The organism is Delftia sp. (assembly GCF_059499305.1).
In genome coordinates, this window is the sequence record NZ_JCABYI010000029.1 from 15,163 (window position 1) to 37,355 (window position 22,193).

The 22,193-nt window shown below is 65.2% G+C and carries 18 protein-coding genes and 1 pseudogene; all 19 read right to left on the reverse strand.

The genetic code is table 11. The annotated features are described in order from the left end of the window. Nucleotides 1–7: 7 nt before the first annotated feature. Complete coding sequence (locus AC5I49_RS16565; protein ID WP_160855873.1) at nucleotides 8–1,912, reverse strand: pilus assembly protein TadG-related protein; 1,905 nt, start codon at nucleotides 1,910–1,912, stop codon at nucleotides 8–10. A gap of 12 nt (nucleotides 1,913–1,924) precedes the next feature. Further along, nucleotides 1,925–2,413 carry a TadE family protein gene (locus AC5I49_RS16570; protein WP_074921668.1) on the reverse strand — a complete coding sequence of 163 codons (489 nt, stop codon included), beginning with the start codon at nucleotides 2,411–2,413 and terminating at the stop codon, nucleotides 1,925–1,927. Beyond that, nucleotides 2,413–2,946 (reverse strand): TadE/TadG family type IV pilus assembly protein, encoded by a 534-nt coding sequence (locus tag AC5I49_RS16575; protein WP_074921666.1) that lies wholly within the window; start codon nucleotides 2,944–2,946, stop codon nucleotides 2,413–2,415. Before AC5I49_RS16575 ends, AC5I49_RS16570 begins: the two co-directional genes overlap by 1 nt. A gap of 30 nt (nucleotides 2,947–2,976) precedes the next feature. Continuing rightward, on the reverse strand, nucleotides 2,977–3,408 hold the full coding sequence (locus tag AC5I49_RS16580; RefSeq protein WP_074921663.1) for a DUF3613 domain-containing protein: 432 nt from the start codon (nucleotides 3,406–3,408) through the stop codon (nucleotides 2,977–2,979). A 10-nt stretch (nucleotides 3,409–3,418) separates the two neighbouring features. Further along, the gene (locus tag AC5I49_RS16585) at nucleotides 3,419–4,336 is read right to left on the reverse strand and encodes a tetratricopeptide repeat protein (protein WP_237426805.1); all 918 of its coding nucleotides are present in this window, start codon (nucleotides 4,334–4,336) and stop codon (nucleotides 3,419–3,421) included. After that, entirely contained in the window at nucleotides 4,333–5,343 is a 1,011-nt protein-coding gene (locus AC5I49_RS16590; protein ID WP_074921660.1) for a type II secretion system F family protein, read from the reverse strand. The genes AC5I49_RS16585 and AC5I49_RS16590 overlap by 4 nt, the downstream gene beginning before the upstream one ends. An 88-nt stretch (nucleotides 5,344–5,431) precedes the next feature. Then, nucleotides 5,432–6,220 carry a type II secretion system F family protein gene (locus tag AC5I49_RS16595; RefSeq protein WP_495789630.1) on the reverse strand — a complete coding sequence of 263 codons (789 nt, stop codon included), beginning with the start codon at nucleotides 6,218–6,220 and terminating at the stop codon, nucleotides 5,432–5,434. A gap of 170 nt (nucleotides 6,221–6,390) precedes the next feature. Further along, complete coding sequence (locus AC5I49_RS16600; protein WP_160855871.1) at nucleotides 6,391–7,713, reverse strand: TadA family conjugal transfer-associated ATPase; 1,323 nt, start codon at nucleotides 7,711–7,713, stop codon at nucleotides 6,391–6,393. Nucleotides 7,714–7,720: 7 nt separating this feature from the next. Then, nucleotides 7,721–9,178 carry a P-loop NTPase family protein gene (locus AC5I49_RS16605; RefSeq protein ID WP_209672529.1) on the reverse strand — a complete coding sequence of 486 codons (1,458 nt, stop codon included), beginning with the start codon at nucleotides 9,176–9,178 and terminating at the stop codon, nucleotides 7,721–7,723. 5 nt (nucleotides 9,179–9,183) lie between these two features. Continuing rightward, the gene (locus AC5I49_RS16610) at nucleotides 9,184–10,476 is read right to left on the reverse strand and encodes a type II and III secretion system protein family protein (RefSeq protein WP_237426804.1); all 1,293 of its coding nucleotides are present in this window, start codon (nucleotides 10,474–10,476) and stop codon (nucleotides 9,184–9,186) included. A 168-nt stretch (nucleotides 10,477–10,644) separates the two neighbouring features. Next, entirely contained in the window at nucleotides 10,645–11,682 is a 1,038-nt protein-coding gene (gene cpaB / locus AC5I49_RS16615; protein ID WP_209672528.1) for a Flp pilus assembly protein CpaB, read from the reverse strand. 144 nt (nucleotides 11,683–11,826) lie between these two features. After that, the gene (locus AC5I49_RS16620) at nucleotides 11,827–12,393 is read right to left on the reverse strand and encodes an A24 family peptidase (RefSeq protein WP_074921650.1); all 567 of its coding nucleotides are present in this window, start codon (nucleotides 12,391–12,393) and stop codon (nucleotides 11,827–11,829) included. Between the two features lie 4 nt (nucleotides 12,394–12,397). Further along, complete coding sequence (locus AC5I49_RS16625; RefSeq protein ID WP_074921711.1) at nucleotides 12,398–12,574, reverse strand: Flp family type IVb pilin; 177 nt, start codon at nucleotides 12,572–12,574, stop codon at nucleotides 12,398–12,400. 98 nt (nucleotides 12,575–12,672) lie between these two features. After that, nucleotides 12,673–14,400: a TolC family protein gene (locus AC5I49_RS16630; RefSeq protein ID WP_074921649.1), complete on the reverse strand. Its 1,728-nt coding sequence runs from the start codon at nucleotides 14,398–14,400 to the stop codon at nucleotides 12,673–12,675. Further along, on the reverse strand, nucleotides 14,400–15,797 hold the full coding sequence (locus AC5I49_RS16635; RefSeq protein WP_016450682.1) for an HlyD family type I secretion periplasmic adaptor subunit: 1,398 nt from the start codon (nucleotides 15,795–15,797) through the stop codon (nucleotides 14,400–14,402). Before AC5I49_RS16635 ends, AC5I49_RS16630 begins: the two co-directional genes overlap by 1 nt. Further along, nucleotides 15,794–17,638 carry a peptidase domain-containing ABC transporter gene (locus AC5I49_RS16640; protein ID WP_495789631.1) on the reverse strand — a complete coding sequence of 615 codons (1,845 nt, stop codon included), beginning with the start codon at nucleotides 17,636–17,638 and terminating at the stop codon, nucleotides 15,794–15,796. The genes AC5I49_RS16635 and AC5I49_RS16640 overlap by 4 nt, the downstream gene beginning before the upstream one ends. A gap of 99 nt (nucleotides 17,639–17,737) precedes the next feature. Next, complete coding sequence (locus AC5I49_RS16645; RefSeq protein ID WP_416820186.1) at nucleotides 17,738–20,899, reverse strand: UDP-N-acetylmuramoyl-tripeptide--D-alanyl-D-alanine ligase; 3,162 nt, start codon at nucleotides 20,897–20,899, stop codon at nucleotides 17,738–17,740. Between the two features lie 136 nt (nucleotides 20,900–21,035). Beyond that, complete coding sequence (locus AC5I49_RS16650; RefSeq protein WP_016450685.1) at nucleotides 21,036–21,560, reverse strand: OmpA family protein; 525 nt, start codon at nucleotides 21,558–21,560, stop codon at nucleotides 21,036–21,038. 82 nt (nucleotides 21,561–21,642) lie between these two features. Continuing rightward, a pseudogene (locus tag AC5I49_RS16655) lies at nucleotides 21,643–22,193 on the reverse strand (hypothetical protein); the annotation flags it as partial.

The following is a 22,193-nucleotide window of genomic DNA, read 5'->3' on the forward strand; positions in this document are numbered from 1 at the left end:
TGCGCTGCTATTGAACGATGACGCCGTAATTGCAATCGGCCCAAAGCAGCTCGACGTCTGCGTACCCGACTTGGATCCCAAGCGCTTCAAGCAGCGGTCCAAGCAACACTCCATCCAACAAGGCCAGGACCGGCATCAGCACCACATTGAGCAGCCCCAGAACGCCGCTGACGATGCCAACGAGGCCATTGACCAGGCCATCAACGATGCTGCTCACGAGTCCCAGGTCCAGGCCTAGCAACTTCAGCCCCGAGGTATCGAGCTCCACTTCCAGCAAACCTGCATTGATGGCGTTACCGATGGATTGGCCCAGCTGCTGCTTCATACCCACGCTTTTGATAAGCGTTTGCTCGGCTCGGGGCTTGCTTTTTTCATAGTCGTAATAAAGGCTGGAATAAGCCCCAGGTGCATTGACAGGGAGGTCCAGCTTCGCCTTCAGGGCAATAGGTGCTTCGACCACGGGGATCAGTCCCAGGAGCAGCTTGATATCCAGCTTCAGGCTCAACAGATGAAATTTTTCCTTGGTCAGGTTTTCCCATGGCGTAGTGGTGTTGGTCAGCGCCGCAGGCACATTGCCCAGGAACACATGCGCCAGGCCAGGCCTGGCATCAATGCGGACACGGTGCTTGTTACCTTCGTATCTGCAGATGACTTCTTCGAGCCTGCCGTCTGCCGATCCCACCTCGACATAAAGCGGTAGGTTGACCAACTGGCCCGCAGGCATGGATACCTTGACGCTGGCCAGCAGCAGGTTCAGATCGAGAAGGCTGGTTTTACCCGCCACCGGCGTGAGGGCCTTGATATCCAAGAAGGTGCGTATCTGACCAGTGTGCGCCGTGGTTCGGGGTTTGCCCGTGCTGTCGTAGCCGGGAGGGCCCACTGCGATGACTGGTGGTTCTATGATTTTTGCCTTGATCGCTACATCGGCCAGCGGCTTCAGGTCGATACCGGTCTGCAAAGTGGCGGCAGAGTCCACGTTGGCCACCTGCAATCCCACCATCAGGAGGCTCAGGGCACTAACATCAGCGATCAGTGCGGACATCGGATTGTCTTTGAAGAGACCGATGTCGAGTAAACCGTTCTGGCCAGGAGCCTTCAGCAGGGAGATGACGGTGTTTTGGATATTGACTGCGATGGGTAGCTTCAGAAGCTTGTCCAGCGCAGCTATTGCGATGTTTGCGGTGTCGCTGCCAGGAGAGTTCTGTATGACACTGATGCTGGATTCCAATAGTTTGGTCAGCAGCACATCGGCATTAAGCAGCTCCTCATAGGTGCCTGCAGAGATGTTCAACGCCTCCTTCAATCCCAGGAGGTTGACCTTGGTGTTGGCAAGCCCTTGGTAGTCCGCCAAGCTCAGATTGACATTCGTTCCCAACAGCATGGTGAGCAGACGATTGAGTGCACCTTCATCCAGCCTGGCCACGCCGGAACCTAGGGAAAAAGCCGCAATAGGGTCATCTGGAATCGCCGAGATGGATTCGGCATAGATCTCTCTGTTGCCCAGGAAAGGCAATAGTTGCAGGCTTTTGCCTCTCAGCCGAACCTGTACTGCATTGAAGGGTGCTGCCCCAAAGGCTGGGCCGGCATCCCTGCTCCATTTGAGGCAGCGCACGCTTTGCTGCAGCGGGGCAGGAGACACCCCTGCCGGCCATTTCCACTGGGTGGTGATGCTATTCATTCCCGCAGCCTCTGCAGCCGTGCAAGTGGAGGGGTCCACGAGCGCACTGATGGCTTCCAGGGCAGCAAGATCCGCGATCCGTTGCAGATCGCGCTTGGCGTAATACATGTAGCCAATTTGCGCCGTTCCGAGAATGCTTATGAGAACGGCTAGAAGCAGGGCGAACTGTATCAACAGGGTTCCCCTGTCTTTGAACAAGCCTATTTTCTGAATGGAGGGCGGATAGATTCGCATGGCAGCCTCTCTTTATGGCGCATACCTGAAATGCACCACGCTTTGTTCGCTGATTCGCTGCGGTTCATTGATGAAAAAGGTGTTGCTAAGCAAAGGGGCAAGCTGGTAGCTGATCTTGAAAGAAAAGCTGCCTGGCGGGGAGCTTGCGGAAGAAGGGCAAGTCCATTCGAAAGGGCCCATCACCAGAGAATCATCCGGTAGAGAGCTTCTCTGGAATCCCAGGCGCGCCACTTGCGAGACCCTGTCTTGAATGATGGTTCGGTTCGCGGTAGCACTGGGAATAGTGCAGGGGTAGTTGGCGCCCGTGGAGATCAGGCTATGGGCGATCCGCGCACCATCTCCCACGGCACGGGTGACGGCTTGGTGCGCTTGGAAGTAGCGCCACCAGACCAAGAGGCCCATCAGCATGGAGATCATCAAGGCTGCAATCAACGCAAACTCCAGTGCGGCGATACCACTCTGTGTCCGGATTAAGGATGGACTGGCAGACCGTTGGCGCATCACAGCATCCTCCTGTCCGCCAGCAGCGCGGCGCTGGCTGTCAGGCTGTTGGGAAGAATGATTTTGATTCCGGCAATCGATGGCGCAATGGCTTTGCTGGGGTAGTTCTCTATCCTATAAGAAATGAGGATGAGGCAGGGTGTGCCGATATCGCAGGCCAGATTGTTGTTCAGCGGACTGTTCTGAAAGCAGGTGGTATCGCTGAGGTGGCACACCGTGAACTGGATATCCGCTACTGCAGGTTTCAAATCGTCCGGAAGCCAAGCCAGCATTTTTTGTACCGAAGCGATGGCGGCCTGTTTTCTATGAAGCCAGTTCGGCGCGTTGACTCCCACGGGATATCTGAGCGCGGCACGCGCCCCTTCCTCGACGGCGAACTGCATCGACTCCCGAACGAAGAAAGTCAACCCATAGCTGACGATGGCGTACAGCAGCACGAAGAACACAGGGAAAATGATGGCCCACTCCAGTGCGTACACGCCGCGCTGCCGGCAAGGCCGGTCAATGCAGAGGGGATGCGCTTGCGTGGTCATGATGCTTGTGGCCCAAGGGGATATACGGTCTCAGCGTGTCGAGGCCACGCCTGTATCTATGCCGGTGGTGTAGTTGGCCGGTATCTCGCTCTCGAAGCTCTTGAGGTAGCGCTGATAGCTACGCGTAGCCTGAGCAGCGTCTATGGTGCGTTGACGCTCGCCATTGGCGGAGCGTTGTAGGGCCAGGAGCTGTTCCGTGGCATCGCCGATGACGATCTGCCGAATAGGCAGATGCGCCAGCATGGACTTTGGGGCCGTGTCTGGGGAAGTTGGAGCAGCGGCTGCCGTGCTCTCTGCAGTGAGCACGGCAGACACTTGCACAGGGGTTACGGTACGGTCAACCAATTGCTGCGCTTGCAATGCCTTGGGAGACATCAGCATCAGGCCAAGCAGTGGCAGCGTGGCACATAGCCCTGCAAGGCGTTTGGCGTCAAGGGTGAATTTGCGTTCAATGCATTGCATGGCTGTTTCCTCACAGTGGGGGGGGGCCGGCTGTGCCGGGTTGAGGCTGAGGGCTGATAGGCGAACCTGCGGCAATGGGCAGTGCGGTGGCTGCCGGGTGTTTGCGCGCAGCAGCGGGCTGCGGGTGAGATGGCTGTGAGGTGGCAATGGCGCGGGCGCGTACCGCCTCCTGTACTTGTGCCAACTGGGTCTGCAGCGTTTGCAACGATTCCTGGTCGATCAGCGGGAGCGCTCCTCTCGCCGGAGGCTGGGACAGCTTTTGCAGCAGCCGCGATGCCTCACCCTGGTTGCCGCAGGCCAGCCAGTACAGAGCCAGATTCAGTTGCACGCGAGCATTGCCGGGCGCCAATTGAGCGGCTTGCAGCATGGGCATCTGCGCCAAGGGCAGCTGTCCATCAAGCATGTGGGCGTAGGCCAGATCGCTGAGCACATTGGCATCTATGGGATTGAGCTGGCGCGCTTTTTCCAGTTGATCCACGGCCTGAGCGTATTGACCCTGGACGGCATGAAGAAGACCCAGCCCGCGCCTGGCGCGTGCGGCAGAGCCACCATCGAGCAGTGCCATGTAGGCTTGCCTTGCCTGTGTGAACTGCCCGGTATTACGCATGGCGTCCGCGCGCAGCATGCGCGACTCCGGGTTGGCGCCGAACTGCTGCTCGAATGCATCGGCATGTGCAAGCGACGCATACCACTGGCCTGCTTGCTGCATTTGACCAATCAAATCCAGATAGGTCTGGGCAGTATCGATTTGAGCCGACTGCTCCGCGTTGGACGTCTGTTGTGGGGTCGGGGCGGCTGAAGTTGGCTGTGGTGCCACGCCGTAGCCCTCGGGCCCCTTGCTGGCACACCCGCTTAGCAGGAGCGCCAGGGCTGTGGCAAGTGCTGCCCAGTTGCGCGGAAGGGATTGTTTGTATGGATACATGTTCATGCTCCTCCTATGCTCGAGAGGGCGCGAATGACTGCCAAAAAGCCGGGGCCTGCGGTGATGACCAGCAGGGCAGGCAGCAGCGTCAGGACCATGACACCGGTCATCTTGACGGTGATCGCGCCTATCTTTTCCTTGAAGCGGGCTTGGCGCTTTTCGCGCAAACGGATGCTGAATTCCTTGAGCGGCTCTTGCACGGCGCCACCATGGCGGTCCACCTGGGTCAGTAGATTGACCACGGCGCTCATGTCGTCATCTGCGCTGAGATTGGCCAGCCGCTGGAATGACTGCTCACGCGTGCGGCCGCTGCTGTAGAGCTGGTTGGCCAGGGCCAACTCGCCGCTGATGACGCGCAGCACGCTGCAGAACTCGCTGGCCAGAATCTGCAGGCTCTGGTCAATACTCAGGCCCACGCCTTGCAGAAGCCGCAGCAGGTCGACGAACAATGGCAACTCCTCGACGACTTGCTCGCGCCGTTGCCGTGCTTTGGCCCGGACAAGCCATTTGGGAAGCATCAGGCCCAGGCTGAGGCCCAGGAAACCATAGAACACGGCATAGGTGTCGTTGGGCCGCAGAACGGCCAAAGCCAGCAGCGGAAAAGCCAAAGCCAGCAGAAGACGGCTTGTAACGTAGAAAACGCTGCCACTGCGCAGGGCTATACCAGCTTGATCCAGCAGCTTGCGGTCCTCTTCGGCCAGCAGTACCCGGGCCCATCCAGTCTGTAGCCAGGCCGGCGGTTGCAGACTGGCTGCGAGCGCTTGAGGCGATATGGATCGGACGGTGGTCCCTGTGGGCGGATTCAGCAGTCCGGCGTCGGCCGTGGCAGAACCAAAGAGCGCATGGGCTGCGTGCGGATTGGCGTCAGCGCGTTCGCGTGCATGCAACAGCTTCTCGACTTGACTGGAAGCCTGCTGCGAGCGCTGTAGCTTCCAGACCATGGTGCAGGCCCACATGACCGTGCCGAGAGAGCCCAAACACAGGCTGGCGATCCATAGCTGTTGTGGAGTCATGGTCGGCGTCTTTCCAATGTGGCATGGCCAGAGCGCATGGGGCGGCGGAGTGGGCGGCACATGGCAACGTCCTTGAACAGTGTCCGGTTCATCTCAGCTGGGCGAGGCGATACAGCAGCAGTGCGCCGACACCTTCCAAGCCGATGGCAAGCAAGACCATGCGCTGTCCGCTAGCGTCATTCCACATGCGTAGGAAGTAGCCCTGATTGAGGATCATGATGAGGGCGCCTACGCCTACCGGAAGCAGCGCCAGCACCCAGGCCGACAGGCGGATTTCGGACGAAAGAGCATGCAGTTCGCGCTCGGCGGACTGGCGGTCCCGGATGTAGGCCGAGACACGCTCCAGCACAAGATCGGCGCGGCCGCCATAGCGCACACTCATCCGAAAGACCGCTGCCAGCAAGCCGAACTCGGGAAGGCGCCAGGAACGCTCCAGCTGTGCCATGGCTTGTCCCAGATCCGGGGAGGCGCTCAGCATGGCGGCTGCTTGCTGAAGCGCATCGCCCAGTGGAGCGGGAACATTACCCAAAGCCAACTGGAAGGCGGCATGAGGCGAGTTGCCAATCGAGATCATGCGAACCATGTTGTCCAGGAAGCCGGGCAATTGTTGAAGCAGCTTGTTGCGCCGCATGGTCAGGCGCCGCCATATGAAGAATATGAGCAGCAGCACATAGAGCACCAAGGCCAGCAGGCCGATTGCTAGCCCGCCCTGGCTTGTGGCCAGCAGGAACAGCGTAAGAACGCTGGCGAGCAGCACTGCGGGTGTTCGGGGCGAAAGGCCCCAGGCGTCCACGCCCAGTTTGCGATGTATCCATTGCACTGCTGCGGGAATGCGCGCAGGTTGTGAGCCGCCATCCTTGGGGGGCAGCGCAAGCACGGGTGTGCTAGTCGTCGGGGACGACCGGTCACGGCCTCGTTCAAGACTGCGCCTTAGGTGACGGCTTATTGTTTGCTCATGCTCCCGTCGGCGTGCGCGGGCGAACATCCACAGCGCCAGAGCCAGCAGCAGGCATGCCATGGCGCCTAGGACCAGGGTTGCGGGAGTCGTCATCTCATACCTCCTCCTGAGGCCTGCTGCTGCGAGCGCCACCAGCTCAGCAGCTTGGGCGAGTGGGGCGAGATGCCCAGCGAGACCCAGTGGTCGATTTCCTGCCCGTCGCCGCCCACCTGGGGCTCGTAGCGGTACAGCTCCTGCATGGAGATCATGTTGTCGGTCATGCCCGTGACCTCGGTCAGCGACAGCAGGCGCCGGCGGCCGTTGGACAGGCGGCCGATCTGCACGATGAAGTCCACGGCATTGGCGATCTGGCGGCGCAGGCTGACCTCGCTGCCCTGGAAGCCCGCAAAGCCTGCCAGCATCTCGGCCCGGTACAGGCACTCGCGCGGCGAGCTGGCGTGGATGGTGCCCATGGAGCCGTCATGGCCGGTGTTCATGGCCTGCAGCAGCTCCAGCACTTCGCCGCCGCGCACTTCGCCGACGATGATGCGGTCGGGCCGCATGCGCAGGCTGTTGCGCAGCAGGTCGCGGATGCTGACGTGGCCCGAGCCGTCGAAGCCGCCGGGGCGGCTTTCCAGCCGCACCACATGGTTGTGGTTGAGGGCCAGCTCGGCCGTGTCCTCGATGGAGACGATACGCTCGCTGGAGGGGATGAAGCTGGCCAGCGCGTTGAGCAGCGAGGTCTTGCCCGAGCTGGTGCCGCCGCTGACCAGGATGTTGCAGCGCGCCTGCACGGCCATCTCCAGGATGCGGCAGATGTCGTGGTTGAAGGTGCCCAGCTGCACCAGCTCGGAAGGCGTCAGCGGGTCCTTGCGGAACTTGCGGATGGAGACCGAGGGGCCGTCGATGGACAGCGGCTCGATGATGACGTTGATGCGCCCGCCATCGGGCAGGCGGGCATCGACCATGGGGCTGGATTCATCGAGACGCCGGCCCAGCGGCGCCAGGATGCGGCGCACGATGCGCAGCACATGCTCGTCGTCCTTGAAGTGCAGGGTCTCGCGCTGCAGCACGCCGCCGCGCGAGACGTAGATGTTGCCATGGCCGTTGATGAGGATGTCCTCGACCCGGGGGTCCTCCAGCAGCGGCTGCAGCGGTCCCAGTCCCGTGAGTTCGCGCGTGAGGGCGCGCGCCACCTGCAGCGCCTCCTGCTCGTTGACGGGCACGGAGTGCAGGCGGATGAAGCTGTCCAGCTCCATCAGCACGAACTGCGCGATGGCAGCCTGCGACCAGCGGCCGAACTCGGCGCCCAGCTCCTCGATGCGGCTGAGCAAATGCTCGTGCGTGCGGTTCTTCAGGTCGAGGAACAGCGCGCTTTGCTCGAACTCGCTGGCCTGTGCGTCCGCCAGATGGGAATAAGCCGTGGTCGTCATGGTGCGTTCAGCTTCTTGTTCGGTGGAAGAAACGGTTCAGTCCGCGGGCGGGCGCGGCCTGATCGCCCGCATGGGCCTGGTGGTGGGTGGTGATCAGCAAGGTGGCGAGCTTGTCCACGGCCTGCACATAGGGCTCCCGCTGCAGGCGGCTGGGCAGCAGCTGGCCCTGGTTGACGGCCTGGGCCAGCTCCCGGCGGCGCTCGGGGATGGTGGCCAGCAGCGGCAGCTGCAGCTGCTTGGCGATCTGCTGGGCCTCCAGTTCGAGCTGGCTGTCGTGCCGGCTGACGATGAGGTGCATGCGTTCGCGCTCGATCTTTTGCTCGTCCAGCTGCCGCAGCAGTTCGGTGGTGGAGACCACGCTGGCCACGCTCTGGTCGCAGACCACCCAGACCTGGCTGGCGCGCAGCGCCACGCGCATGGCCAGGTGGGTGGGGACGACGGCGCCCAGGTCGGCAATCACGTGGCGGAAGTACTGGCGCAGGCGCAGCAGCAGGGCATCGACGTCGGCATACGAGACATCGCGCAGGCGGCTGGACTGGCGCGGCAGCGTGAGCATGCGCAGGCCGCTTTCGTGGCGTGACAGGCCGGTGGAGGCCAGGCGTCGGTCGAAGCGGCGCAGGTTGTTGACGGCCTCGATGAAGTCGAAGTCGCCCAATGTGCCCAGGTACAGCCCGCAGTCGCCACTGGGGCTTCCCAGATCAATGAGCAGTCCGTCCAAGGTCTCGTTGCTGATTTCGCGGGGCGTGGCGTCCTGGCCGGGGACGGCTGTCGTGCCGTGCAGACGTTTTTGCAGGTACCACGCCAGGTGCGAGGCCATGAGGCTGCTGCCCAAGCCTGCGCGGGCCGACATGATGGCGGTCAGCGGTGCGCTGGGCATGCTCGGCATTGAAGTCGGCGCGCGCTTGATCAGATCGATCACCGTCTGGTGCGCGGCCTGAACGGGGCCGTCCACATCGAGAAAGTCCTGCACGCCTGCACGCAACGCTGCCAGCATGCATTGCGGATACTTGGTGCGACCCACTGCCACGCAAGGCAGATGGGGATGGGAGACATGCAGCTGTGACGCCAACTGGGCCGCTTCGTCGGTGGACAGGGGATCGAAGTGGATGAAGACCGCGTGGGGCATGTAGCGCTGAACTTGCTCTGCCACGTTGTCGTTGAAGCGTGCCGTGTGCAGCTGGGCGCTGTCCAGCATGCGCTGCATCCAGGACAGCGCCAACGTGCTTTCGGGCGTGCCCGCCTGGATGAACAGCAGTTCCACATGGAGGTCGGGGTCGGAAGGCATTTTCGTCAGGGACGGTGCCTGCAGCGGCTGCACGGATGGAGGTGACTGGGCTGCCGTCTGGCCGGTCTGCGTATTCGAAGAACGCAGGCCCAGCAAGGTCTCCAGCGAAGTGGGCGAGCCGACGGCCGGCGGACCTGGTGGGGCGACGGATGTATCGGAGACGATGGGCTTGCTTGTCATGGATATCAATACGAGAAACCGGGCAGGGCAGAGTTGGGACTCATGCCACCTGCGATGAACGGGCCCCAGACTTGGGACGCGTTGCGTTGCTCGGACTGGGTACCCGGCATCAGGCCGTCCAGATTGGTAGTGGCCGGCAGGGGATGGACCAGGTGCGGCGTGACCACAATCACCAGTTCCGTTTCGTCCTGGGAGTAGCTGAGGTTCTTGAAGAAGGTCCCCAGGATCGGCAGATCGCCCAGCAGCGGTACCTTGTTGACGCTGGATGAGGTCGAGCGGCTTACCAGGCCGCCGATGATGAAGCTCTCGCCATTGGCCAGTTCCACCATGGTGTCAGCCCTGCGTGTCCGTACGGCGGGAACGGATACACCGGCGATGGTGACGCCCGAACTGAAGTCCAGATCGCTGGCCTCGGGTGCGACCTTCAACGCAATGCGCTCATCCGACAGGATGGTGGGTGTCAGTTGGAGCTTGATACCGAATTCTTTGTAGCGAATGGCGATATTGCCGTCTCGGGCCGGCACGGGAATTGGCAGCTCGCCGCCCGCCAGGAAGCTGGCGTTCTGGCCCGTGTGAGCCACCAGAGTGGGCTTGGCCAGGACTCTAGCCAAGCCGTTTCCTTCCAGGATGCCCAGTTGGGCGCGTATGCCCGCACCACTGAAGGCCTTGCCGAAATTCATCACCAGGTTCATGGCGCTGGAGATGGCCGACGAGCCGGAGTCGCTGCCGCCGGTGCCGGCACTGCTAGTGCCTGGGGTGTAGAGCCCGAAACTGAAACCGTGGTTATTGGCTCCTCCGCTGGTGAGGTTGATGCCCGCGCGCCTCATGGCCGCTTTTTTGAATTCCACCACCTGGACATCTACCTGTACGGTGTTGCTGGCAACAGAGATTTGTGCGTTGTCTATCAACGTTGCCTGGCTGGGCGCATTTTGGCGTAGCACTGCCAGGGCTTGCGCATGTTCGGGAAGGGATGACAGGCGCCGGTCCAGTGTCAGGTGCTGGCCCTTGATCTGCACCAGCCAGTTTTGTGGCGAGCCGTTGCGTTGGGGCCAGACCACCAGCGTAGTGCTGCCTGCGGCTTTGGGTGTAAGCAGCAATTGGGCATCGTCCGCTCCACTGCTGGCGGGCGAGCGCAGTACCTTGATATCTAGAACATTGGGATCGCCGACAGCGATACGGCCTGGTATCAGGCCCAACTGCAGCAGATGTTGCCGGCCGGTTATTAGCTGCAGCGCATCGCTGGAAGGAATTTGGTCGGTACGTGGTCCTTGTGTTGGGCTTGCAGGAAGCGCTTGCATCGCTGAGTCCACCTGTGCTTGGGCCGCTGCCGGACCCAGGCAGGCCTGCATAACGGTGGCGCAGCACAGCATCCTGGTAGCCTGTGTCCGCCAGGGGACCTGGCCGAAGGATGCGAAGGGTGGCGAGAGGCGTGGCGTCTGCATGATTTCTCCCTCTTCTTGCTGTTGTCAGTAGTTCACTGTCTGTACGGTGGCGCCGCTGTGTACCTCGACGGCCCGAATACGCGGCTGCTGCGAGACCTTTGCAGCTCCTCCTGAGAAAGGCGCAGTGCGGCCTGCCGCGCGTGATGGCGTACCGGTGGCCAGATCCTTGAAGCGCAAGCCTGCGAATGCACGGTCTGGACCCTGGAGCGGCTGGTTCTTTGCGGAGCGGCCGGTAATGGGCTGCAGCGCCGTGGGCAGGGCAGCGAACAGCGATGGGTCAGGCACCGCCATATCGTCCGGGTGGCGCAACGCCAGTGTGAGCTGGCCGTATTTCTCCGCCAGGGTCAAGCGTTCCACATCCTCCAGTGGCACTGCCAAAACTGCCGTTTGCGCGCTTTCTGGGCGCTGGCCTTGGTCGTCGCGGCTGTTGCGTCGCATTCCGGAGCTGCTGGTTTCCTGCTCTTGTTGAGCCTTGCGCTGTGCTGCAGAAGGTGGGGGATTTTCGACACTGGATGCACCGTAGGCCAGAACGCGGCTGCGGGCCAGCAGAAGCCGCGTCTGTGTGTCCACGGGGGAGCTTTCGGCGCGGCCATCCAGTGTGAAGAAAACATCGACGAAGTCACCCGGGCGCACATGATGGCCAGCGGCCATCTGTTCTTTGATGGCAATGGACAGGGCGCGTTGTCCAGCAGTGAGCTGCAAAGCAAGACTGCTGATCAAATGTTGCTCAAGCAGTGGTGCATCGGCAGCCAGTGCTACCAGTGTGGTGCGGTTCAACACGGCAGCCGTGTCCTTGAATCCGTCAGCGGTGGCCGAGGGGTGCTGCACCAGACGGATGTCGTCGGCCGTGATGCGCTGACCAGCTGCGATGGGCCGTGCCGTGACGACGGTGGCATGCTGCTTTGCCGGGTCCGCTCTCGCGCCCACCGACGAGGGAGGGCTGGCTGCAGGCGCTCCTGCAGAAGGCGAGGGCTGGGGTTGGCGGCCCATCATCCAGGCAAGGAATGCGAGACCGATAGCCAACACGATCAGCAGTCCAGCAACAATTCTGGTTAGATGCATGGCTTGTGCTCCCGCGGCTTGAAAACGGTGAAATGACAGAGGGCTGCAGGCTGACCTGTCCGCTGCGGTCTGTGAAGACATGTACTGCCTTGCAGGCCTGAAAGGGGAGGAATGCGTATTGCCGTCATGCTGCCTTTGTGTTTTTTACAGCGAGACATCCATGCGCCACAGCACCCAGATGGCGGCGATGGACAGATAGCCTGCGTAGGGAATGCTGCGTACGGGCCGATATAGTGAAAGCGTGCCGGGCGGTGAGGCGCGGCCGCTTCCATCCGCTGAAAGCAAGGCACTCAGCGGCGCGGGCAGCCAGCCCATAAGCCGCAGCCCCCAGGAGCTGCGCTGCAGGCGGCGCCAGAACAGAACAAGCAATCCATGAAAGCCTGCCAGCAGGCTGCCTCCCAGCCATATGGACAGCAGTTGGGGGGCCAGCCCCGTCCACAGACCTATGACTGCAGCGAACTTGACATCCCCGGCGCCCATCCAGCGCAATGCGTAGAAGGGCAGCAGTGCGGCAAATGCCGCAAGCATGCCTGCCAAGCCGCTCCAAGCAGACGTCTGGAACGGCTGGCCTCCGCTGAACAAGGCTGCCGTGCCCGCGAAGAGGCCCAGCACAACCATCCAGTTGCGCACCTTGCGGTATCGCAAGTCCATGACGGCGACGGTGATCAGCCATAGCAGCAGAATCAGGGATGCAAGCCAGTCGATGTTCATCGCATCAGGTTGGAGGTGTGCCCAGCTGGGTGTTGATGTAGACGAAGAAGGCTTTGAGTTTTTCTCCGATATCGCCGACGGCGACGATGATTGCCACGGCGATGAGGCCGGCGATCAAGCCGTACTCGATGGCGGTGGCGCCTTCCTCGTCTTTCCAGAAGTTCTTGATGATGTCGGTCATGGCATCGTCCTTTCGGTTGCAAAAGCCCATCGTTGTCGATGGCAGCGGCTGGCGATGGGCCCAAGCCGGCCGCTGCACGGGAACCCCTGCTTCCCACTTCACCACTGCTGTCGCGCGGCGGTGGTTTGAAAAGCGTCTGAAATGGGGCGCAACTGCTGCTCAAGGCGCAGCTGGATTCGTTGGGGCATGGCGCTGGCGGACAGGGTGGCCACGGCAGCGTCCATGGGGTCGGGGCGGGTGCGCGAGGGGGCCTGGCCGGGAGCCATGCCGGGCACCGTGCCGGGCGAGGGGTCCGGCGTGCCGCCACCTGCTGGAATGGGTTTTTGCGTGCTGAACAGCGCGTTCAGCCATTGGTCGGGCGGGTCCTGCGGCAGCAGGCGGCCGGTGGTGCGCGCCAGGCGCAGTTCGTTGATGCGCTGGTCGTAGATGGCGTCGGCCTCGTCCAGCAGCAGGCGCTGCATGTCCAGCTGCGCGTCCAGCACCTGGGCCAGGCTGCCGCGGCCGACTTCGAGCAGGCGCCGGCGGCCCTCGAAGGCGGCGCGCGCCTCGCGCACGGCGTCGGCCAGCTGGCTTTCGCGCTGGCGGCCGGACTGGGTGCGGCCCCAGGCGGCGGAGGCGGTCTCGCGCACTTGGCGGCGCACGGTTTCCTGTTGCGCTTCCTGGGCCTGCAGTTCGTTGATGGCCTTGAGGATGCGGTCGCGCAGCTCGAAGCCGTTACCGAAGTTCCAGCTCAGCTCCACGCCGTAGCGCGTGCCCTCGGCATAGAGCACGCCGCTGGGGTCGCGCGTGTGGGCCACCACGGCGGCCAGGGTGGGAAAGCGCTGGGATTTGCTGCGGTCGACTTCGGCGCGGGCCTTCTCGATCTGCTGCTGCATTTCCTGCAGCTCGGGGCTGACGGCTTCGGACGCCTGCAGGGCCGAGTCTTCGCTGGCCGGCATCCATTGCTCGGGCACATTGAGCTGGGGCAGCCAGCCGGCCTGGGGCGTGAAGCCGAAGTAGCGCGTGAAGCGGGCCAGCGCATCCATGCGCTGCGACTCCAGCGCATGCTGCTGGGCCAGGGCGCCGGCCTGGCGCGAGGCGGCCTGGCGCAGGTCGTTGCGGCCCACGGCGCCCAGTTCGGCGCGGCGCTCCTCGATGCGCGCGAGCTGGCCGATGATGCGTGCCGACTCGGCCGCCACGCGTGCCTTGTCCTCGAAGCGGTGCAGCTCCAGCAGGGCGGTCAGTGCCTCCAGCAGCACGTTCTGGCGCGTGCCGTAGAGCACGCTGCCCTGGGCCGCCTCCTGCGATTCGGCCGAGCGGATGCCCGCGCCGATGGCTCCGCCATCGAGCAGGGCCATGCGCACTTCGGCATTGACGGCGGTGTACGACTCGCGGCCCCGGCGGAGCTTGGCATCGCCCGTGTTGGTGCCCACCTTGAAGGTGGGCCAGCGCGCGCCGCGCGCGGTGTTCACGTCATGCCCGGCCGATTCCAGCGCGGCGCGCGCCTTGCGCACGTCGGGGTATTCGTCGAGCAGGGCGTAGAGGGCATCGAGCAGGCGGCGCTGCCCGCTGTCGCTGGCCAGGGTGCCGGGCGTGAGCTGCTGGGCCAGGCGCAGGACCACGGCGTCGGGTACCGGGACGGATGCGGGTTCGGGTGAAGGTGCGGGTGCGTGAGCGGAGTCCGCCGTGCCCGCCGCAGCCGTGGTGGCCAGGTCCGGTTCCTCGGCCGCCATGGGCGCGGCCTCAGCCTGCAGCGCCTGCAGGGCCGATACGCAGCAGGCAGCGGCCAGCAGCTGGCGCAGCCGGGCGTGCCAGCCTGTGGTGGGAGTGGACGGGCGGCCTTGCATCAGGGCTCCCGGAAGGCTTCGCTCTGGATGCGCAGCACGGGCCGCAGCAAGTACCAGATAAAGGGTTCGTGGCCCAGCAGTAGGTCGAGCTCGGCCTGCATGCCGGTGGTGATGCGGTTGTCGGTGCGGCCCACCCAGGGCTGCTCCAGGCTGGCCTGGATGCGGAAGTACGAGGGCGAGTCGGCCAGGTTGGGGTCGCGGTCGGCATCGGCAGCCACCAGGGTGACCTGGCCGGGCACCGAGCCGTAGCGCAGGAAATCGTAGGCCGAGATCTTCACCCGCGTGGGCTGGCCGGTGCGCACGTAGCCACGGTCGGCGGGGCTCAGGCGTGCTTCGACGATGACCTCGTCCTTGTCGGGCACGACTTCGAGGATGGGCTCGCCGGGCTTGACCACCCAGCCTGCACCCGAGCTGCGCAGTCCCTTGACGAAGCCGCTGGTGGGCGCCAGCACGGCGGTGCGCGTGCGCTGGGTCCGGGCGCGCACCAGGTCTTCGTTGAGGCTGGCCAGCTCGCGTTCGGTCTGGGCCAGTTCGTCGGAGGCGCGGCGGCGGAAGGCGCCCTGGGTCTCCTGCAGCTTGGCCTGGGCCTGCTCGATCTTGGCGCGGTTGCTGAACAGCGTCTGGCGCGATGCCGCCAGCTCGGCGCGGACCTGCTCCAGCGCCCGCTGCTTGTCCAGCACTTCCAGCTGGCCGATCAGCTGCTCGGCGGCGAGCTGCCCGGCAATGGAGGCTTCCTGCTGGTGCAGGCGCAGATTGGTCTCCAGCCCCTCGATGCGGGCCTGGACCTGGGCCACGTCGCCGCGCGCCTGCTGCAGCTGGGCCTGGGCCGCGGCAATGCTGCCCTGGTGTTCCAGCGCGCGGGCCGAGAAGGCGCCCAGCTCGGCCTGGACCACCTGCGGGTCCAGGTCGGCCGGGAAACTGGTGCGCTGCAGCGGCCTGCCCTGGCTTTCCGCGCCCAGCCGTACCTTGACCGCCTGGGCCGTGGCCATGCGCGCCGTGAGCTGTTCGAGGTTGAGGCTGTTGCCGCCCAGGTCGATCTCCAGCAGGGGCTGGCCCTGGGTCACGGCCTGGCCTTCGCGCACATGGACGGCGGTGACGATGCCGCCTTCCAGATGCTGCACGGTCTGCACGCGGTCGGAGGGGATGACCTGGCCGCTGGCCACCACCACGTTCTCCACGGGATAGAACAGGCCGGTGATCACCAGCGCGGTGACCGGGATGGCGAGCAGCCACTTGCCGCGCGCCAGGCCTGCCCAGCGCGATACGGGGGGCGTTGCGGGTGGCGTTGCGCCGGATGCATCCGCGCCGGCCCCGGCCGGCCCGGCCTCGAGCGGGCGGGATGGCTGGTGCGACTGGCGCAGCACCAGGGGCAGATCGTCGTAGCGGCCGGCTCTCATGAGGCAAGCTCCGGCGCCACGGCGGGCTGGTCGGGGGGCGGGGCCTTGTCGGCGGGTGCGGGGGCCGCTGCGGGCACGGCGGCCTCGCGTGCCGTGCCGAACAGCTGGGGCAGCAGTTGCTGGGGCGAGCCATGCTCGATGCCGCCATCGCCGCGCACATGGTAGAGGTGCTGGGCCATGGAGGCCACGCGCAGCGAGTGCGTGACGACGATGACCGTGTGCTTGAGCGCAATCTGCCGCAGTGTCTGCAGCAGCGCGGTTTCGCTCTCGAAATCCAGGTCGTTGCTGGGCTCGTCCAGGATCAGCACGGAGGGGTTGCGCAGGAACAGCTGGGCCAGGGCCAGCTTGCGCAGCTCGCCCGCCGACAGGCCCGCGCCGCCTTCGCCCAGCACCGTCTGGTAGCCCTGGGGCAGGCGGCTGATGAAGCCATGCGCGCCCGAGATCTGGCAGGCGGTGACGATCTTGTGGTCGTCGGCATCGGGGTTGACCATGCGCAGCCCGTCCACGATGGGGCCGCTGAACCAGTACACCTGCTGGGCCAGGCAGCCTATCCAGCGGCCCAGCTCGGCGCGCGGGAACTGGGCCATGTCGTATTCATCGATGAAGATACGGCCCTGCGTGGGCTGGTAGAGCCCTGCCAGCAGCTTGGCCAGGGTGGACTTGCCGGCGCCGTTGCGCCCCACGATGGCGTGCAGCCCGCCGGGGCCGATCTCCAGCGAGGCCTGCTCCAGCGCCACGTGGCCGCTCGGATAGTGGAAGCTGGCCTGGTCCAGGCGCAGCCGGCCCTGGGGACGCGGCAGGTCCACGGTCTCGGCCGTGATTTCGACGGGCTCCTCCAGCACGGACTGCAGGCGGCGTGCGGCCTCGTTGGCCTGGGCCAGCGAGCGCCAGTTGCTGGCCAGCTGCGAGATGGGGCCCAGCGCCTTGCCCGACAGCAGGTTCACGGCCATCAGGCTGCCGATGCTCATCCACTGCGCATTGATGGCAATGGCACCCACGGTGATCACCGCGATGGAGAACAGCGTCAGCAGCACGGTGCTGGCTTCGCGCGCGTTTTCCATCTCGCCGTTCTTGCCGAAGCTCTCGGCCAGCCAGCGGTCATAGCCGTTTTGCCAGTTCTGGCGCGCGGCGGCGTCGTAGCCCAGCACCTTCAGCGTGGCGCGGGCATTGCAGACTTCGGCCGTGCCCCGGTCCAGCATGCGGGCCTGGGCGATTTCCTCCACGCGGCCGCTGCGCACCTCGTCGGCCCACCACCAGGCCAGCACGCCCATGATGAGCATGGCCACCAGGATCACCGGCAGCACGGGCCAGGCAATGATGCCGATGACCACCAGGGCCAGCAGGGCCATGGGCAGGTCCAGCAGCGAGGTCGCCAGGCCCCCGGACATGCCCGAGCGCATGGCGCTCACGTCGCGGAACAGCTGCAGCCACTGGCTGGAAGAGCGCTGCTCCAGCGCGGCCAGCGGGTGGCGCAGCATGGAATGCATCAGCGCCTGGGAGACATCGCGGTCGATCATGGCGCCGGCTTCGCGCAGGGCGCGGGCGCGCCGGCGGCGCAGCCACCATTCCAGGCCCAGGAAGCACAGCACGCCGGCCACCATGGCCGTGAGCGTGGCCGTGCCGCCGCGTGCAATGACGCGGTTGTAGACCTGCAGCAGGAAGATGGATGGCAACAGGCCCAGCACACTGATGGGCAGGGACAGCCACGCGGCACGGCGCAGCTGGTGAGCGGCCCGGTCGAAGGACTCGGCGATGGCAGTTGCAAAAGCCCCCACCGTCTCCGTTCCCGACGGCATCGCCGTGGCCTTGGCCAACTGGCGGGGAAGAAGGTATCGGATCATGTTCTGATGGGCTTAGTAAACGTCTTTACAAAATGTAAAGGCGCTCGTTTCCCAAATACTGTAGCGAGTTATATACAGTCCTCTATAAGTTTTATTCAATCAATAATGCATGTTCATTTGATTTTGATGTGGATCAAAGCGGATGGCGGGGCTGGATGCTATTAGGTGGGCCCCGTGTCCACTGAAACTGTCTCGTATGGCATCTGCGGCCAGGGCCAGATTGGTAGTGGCGCGGCCTGCCAACAAAACCGTGTCGCCTTTATGGGTTGTACGAAGAAGTGAACAGATCAATTGATTGAGATCGTCATACCAATTGACGTGCAGAAGATCTGCCAGTGCCGCCGCCAGCTGCCGCAGCGGCTCGCCGTACAGCAGCACGCGCCGGGCCTGGGCCGCGCGCACCAGCGGCTCCAGCGCCAGCTGTGCAGTGTCCATGCTGACCTGGCCCGGCTGTATGCCGGCCAGCACGATCAGCCTGCGGCTGACATGGGGGGCGTGCTCCTGCAGCTGGGAAAAAGCAGCATGCATGGACAGTAAGTGGTTGCTCAGGCTGTGGTCCAGCAGGCAGATCCCACTGGGCAGCAGCTGCGGCTGGCCGGCGCCGATCAGCGGCCGCCAGTGCGCGAGCGAGGCCTGGACCTGTGCAGGCGCATAGCCCAGCGCATGCATGGCGGCCAGCGCGGCCTGAGCATTGCGGGCCATGTGGTGGCCATCCGATTGCAGGGAAATCCCGAGGCGCCGGTTGTCTATGCTTATTTGCAGATTTCCATTGTGAAACCCCATTTCACGGACCTGCGCATTGGAATGCGGCCCGAAGGTGATGAGACGCATTCCCATGCGTTGGGCATTCTCAATAATGCACGGGTTTTCACCTATGTCTTGTTCGATCACCAATGCACTGCCTTTGTGCATGTGCTGCATGGCTTCCACGACTTCCTGCAGCGCCTCGTATTTGCGGCAGGCGGACAGACCGGCCGGTCCGCACTGCTCGGAATCACCAGTACTGGGGATGTCATTAATTGAAAGATTAGTAATAACCAGAATGTCCGGATCAATCAGCGGCAGATCTCCACGCAGTGCCTGCAATGGCAGCTCCAGCAGGGCGCAGGGCGCTGCCTCGCTCCAGTTGATCATCTGCAGCGCCGTGCCCTGGGACAGCAGGGCGTCGCCCCGTGCATCGCCGCCGTCCTGCAGGCATTGGCGCAGCATGCCCAGGGTGGATGTCTTGCCCACGCAGCCGCTGACCGCGATCACGGGCGCCTGGATGCGGCGCCGGGCGGCCTGCGCCAGGCTGCGCAACCCTTCCTGTATGTCGGGCACATGCAGCACGGGCACGCCATGGTGCAGCAGGCCCTGCGGGCTGCTGCTGATCAGGGCCGAGGCCCGCAGCGTGGGCAGCGCGGCGGCCTGCACGCCCAGGGCCATGCCGGCACGCCGCACCAGCACGGCGGCGCCGGGCTGATGGTGCAGGCGGCTGGCGTCCAGCCCCGCGCAGCAGGTGCCGGTACCTCTGCCTTGCGCTGACGGGGCATCCAGCCAGCGTCCGTTCATCAGCTCGGCCAGTGCAGGGCCTTCCCAGGACATGGACGGGTACAGGGTCCCGGCCGCGGGCGAGAAAGCCGGCCGGCCCGCGGCCTCGCCGTCGCGCGCCCCCGGCAAGCAGGCCCTGGCAGGGCTGCCGTCCGCATCCGGGCCATTGCCGGCCTGCGCAGGCACGGCCTCGCCTTCGCCTTCGCCTTCGGTTTCGTGCTCCGGTTCGGTTTCGGCCACTGCGTGGCTGGCAGCCGAGCGCAGTGCCTGGGCCAGCGCGTCCAGCAGCTCCAGGCCGGCCAGGCTGGATGCCAGCAGCCAGGCGATTTCGCGCGGGGACTGCAGCACCTGGCGCAGGCTGGCGTCGGCAAAGGCGGCATGGCGGCGCCGGGCGGGCGGCAGGTACAGCGCCTGTTCCGGCCAGATGGCGCGCTGGGCCAGGGCCTGCAGATGGCGCTGCAGGCCGATCTGCCACTGGCGCAGCAGGTCCGTGGGCTGTGGCTCCAGGCCAGCGTCGAGCTGCAGGCTTTCGACCAGTGCAATGCCTATCCAGCGAGCGCAGGGGTCGTCGGCCTGCCCGCCAGGGCGGTCATCGGGGCCGCCGGGCATGCGCAGCAGCGGCGGCAGCGCGGCCTGCAGGAAGGCGGCGGGCAGGACGGCCGTCTCGGGCAGGGCGCTGCGCGCCGCACGCAGCGTGGGGCTGTCGCTGGTGGGCGGGCGGGAGCTGGCATAGGCATGCATGGCCAGTTCGGCCCAGCTCAGCAGGGGCTGGCCGCTGCGGGATGCATCGGCGTGGGCAGCAGCCTCGGCCTTGGTGGCGCTGGCCGACGCGGCCGCGGTGGACAGCAGGCTTTCCGCCAGCGGGTCCATCAGCGCCGGAATGCGGGCGCGGGCCTGGCTGTCGGCCCCCGGCCCCAGCACAAAACTGTTGCGCAGGTGGCGGGCCAGCACCAGCATGGCCAGCGCGCCGGACAGGCAGTCGCCGGGCAGCGGCTGCAGCCGCTGCTCCACGTGGCCCATGGCCAGCGCAATGGCCTGCGCCAGTGCGGCGCTGCCCGCATGGCGCTGGGCCTGCAGCAGGGCGTAGGTCACGCCCAGGTGGTCGCACACGTCTTCGCAACCGGGCCAGCTCCCTTCCTTGCCCTGTTGCGCCAGCAGCTGCTGGACCGCGGCGTGCACGGGCACGAGGTGTGGCCACAGGCGCTGCTGCGGCGGGTCGGTTCGCGGCACGGCCAGGGCGGGATGCTCACCGCTGATGTACATGCCGCGCAGGTGCAGCAGCAGGCAGGGGGGATGCAGGGGGCGTGGGAGGGGGGGCTCATCGTCGGGTGCGCCGGCAGCCCCACCCTGGGGCGGATCGGGCAGCAAGGGGTGCAGCAACTGCGCGCGCTCCAGGCTGGCATCGGCCAGGGCAAGGGAGCGCAGGGGCATCTCGGTCCAGGCACGGCAATCGGGCAGGGGACTGTCCGCCTCCAGGGGTGTGATGTCCTGGACCCAGTCGATGCGCAGATCGACCTCATCGCGCTTGCGGGCCCAGGCCCACTGGCGCACGCGGGTCGCCCCCTCGCGCCAGGCGGCCTCCAGCGTGGTGGCGCGTACATGGAAGACGGAGGCGGCCTTGTTCTCGGCCGCCACCGTGAAGAAAAGAATGCAGCCGGGGTAGGGCTCGGGCAGCAACACCATGTGCCGTGCCAGGTACTCCAGGCCATTTGCCAATTGCTGCGACAACATGCTCTCGGCCTCGGTCAAGGTCAGTGGGAGGCTGCGCTTCCCGTGGGGACGGGACGCCGGGCTGCGGTGCGCTGACCGCGTACGGATCTGTTCTTTCATGGCGGCCCGGCGGCAGGCGAGTGCGGAGCGCGGCGGCTCAGCGGTAGTCGAATTCCACGCGCCGGTTGCGCTGGTGGGCGTCTTCGCTCGTGCCTTCGTCGGCCAGCCGCTCCTTGCCGTAGCTGACGGACTCCACGCGGGCCGGATTCACGCCCAGCAGCTGCAGGCTGTTGCGCACCGCGTCGGCACGTTTTTGGCCGAGCGCCAGGTTGTATTCGATGCCGCCGCGCCTGTCCGTATGGCCGCGCAGCATCACCGAGCGGCCGGGATTGCTGCGCAGCCACTGCGCATGGCTTTCCACGATGGCCCGGTCGCTGCTGCGGATGGTGTAGGCGTCAAAGTCGAAGTAGACGATGTGGGCGACATTGGCGGGACCGCGCTGGTCGGCCTGGCTCGTGGCCACCACGGGTGCGACGCCGGAGCTGGCCGGCGCAGGCGCCGGGGCCTTGCCGAAGGCGTAGTGGTGTTCGGAACGCTGCGTGCTGGTGGTGGCGGTGGAACCGCAGGCGGCCAGGCCTGCGGCCAGCAGCACGATGGTGCACAGCCTGAGAGTGTGTGACATGGAAAATCTCCTGGGACGTGCGCCGCCACCGCGAGGCGGCGGCGCAGGGAAGGAATGCGGCGCCCGCAGGCGCCGCTGCAGCTCACAGCAGGGCGTTGTGGTGCAACTGCTGCGTCAACACGCTGGCTGCTGCATCGGCCGTGCTGCTGGCATGGCTGCTGATGGAGGTGGCAATCGGATCCAGCTCGGCCGCAGAGGCCGTTGCCGCTTGCGAAGTGCCGCCCAGAAGGCCTCCGAGCAGCCCGCCGCCGGACGATCCGCCCAGCAGCCCGCCCAGCAGGCCGCCGCCACTGCTGCCGCCACCCAGCAGTCCGCTGACGATGCCGTTGTCGCCGACGACCGTGTTGACCACACCGCTGACGATGCCGTTGTCGCCGGCCACGGTGTCGAGCACGCCGCTGACGATGCCGTTGTCGCCGGCCACCGTGTCCAGCACGCCGCTGACGACGCCGTTGTCACCGGCCACGGTCTCCAGCAGGCCGCCGACCAGGCCGGTGCCGCCCGTGAGGCCGCCCAGCAGGCCACCGTCGCCGCCGAGCAGGCCGCCAACGATGCCGTTGTCGCCGGCCACGGTGTCGAGCAGGCCGCCGACCAGGCCGGTGCCGCCCGTGAGGCCGCCCAGCAGGCCACCGT